Source organism: Novosphingobium sp. CF614, from assembly GCF_900113255.1.
Classification (GTDB): Bacteria; Pseudomonadota; Alphaproteobacteria; order Sphingomonadales; family Sphingomonadaceae; genus Novosphingobium.
In genome coordinates, this window is the sequence record NZ_FOOR01000065.1 from 1 (window position 1) to 1,039 (window position 1,039).

A 1,039-nucleotide genomic window follows, 5' to 3' on the forward strand; every position below is an offset into this window, starting at 1 on the left:
TATCCATCGCAACATATGCCATAGAATGTTCCACGGCTCGTCTCCCATGCATGAGGATAGGACCAGTTACAGGTCAACCCTCGATACTGCATGCCAGAGACGAGCTACCTACTGCGAACATGGCGTCTCATAGGATTCCGACTGAACGAAGGGGTCGGAGTTTGTCGACGAAGATGAGCGAGCAGGATTGGGAGCACACGCTGCTGGTTTTCCGGGCGTGTCTGCCTCGCCGTGGGCGCAGGGCGACGGACGACCGCCGGTTCCTGGAGGCGCTGCACTTCTTCACGGTGGAGAACGTGCGCTGGCGGGCGCAGCCGAAGGAGTTCGGCCACTGGAACACGGTGTGGAAACGGTTCGATCGGCTGAGCAAGGCCGGGGTATTCGAGGCCTTCTTCGACACGTTGGCGGCGATGAGCCCGACGGCACATCTGATCCAGATGTTCGATTCCACGATCGTGCGCGCGCATGTCTCGGCAGCGGGCGCAAAAGGGGGCAGAAAGGACAGGCCCTCGGTCGTTCGAAAGGCGGGTTCACGACCAACATCCACGCAAAAGCGGACGGTTGCGGAGACCTGATCGCCTTCGATCTGACCGGCGGCGAAGCTTCCGATTGCACCCACTTCCAGACCCTGCTCGACATTGGCCCGGACATTACTCCACGCGCTGCCATTGCCGACAAAGGCTATTCCAGCAAAGCGAACCGGGCGGCAGCAAGAGCGCGTGGCATCGCCCCCGTCATCCCCCACAAGGCCAACGAGAAAAACCAGCCCCTCTTCTTCGCCAGAACCCTCTACAAGGCACGCGGTCGCATCGAGCAGGCCTTCGGACGGCTCAAACGCTTCAAGCGCGTCGCCCTGCGATGCGAGAAAACCGCCAAAAACTACAGGTCAATCGTCAGTTTTGCCGCCGGACTATGCTTGATCAAATTCGTCCACACGGCCTAAGCTCGACTTTGTACGTTTAGGTAGCGAAGCACAGTGCCTGCGCCATACGTATGACGCGATTTGTCGGAATATATTGCGGTTCGCGGTGCGGCGGGG

Annotated in this window: 1 protein-coding gene and 1 pseudogene; both read left to right on the forward strand. The window is 59.8% G+C overall.

Annotation, left to right across the window (positions count from 1 at the left end; genetic code table 11):
• Positions 1-173: 173 nt before the first annotated feature.
• Positions 174-332, forward strand: a pseudogene (locus BM052_RS20515) (hypothetical protein); the annotation flags it as partial.
• An 11-nt stretch (positions 333-343) separates the two neighbouring features.
• Positions 344-943 (forward strand): IS5 family transposase, encoded by a 600-nt coding sequence (locus tag BM052_RS19280; RefSeq protein ID WP_177198587.1) that lies wholly within the window; start codon positions 344-346, stop codon positions 941-943.
• The last annotated feature ends 96 nt before the right edge of the window (positions 944-1,039 follow it).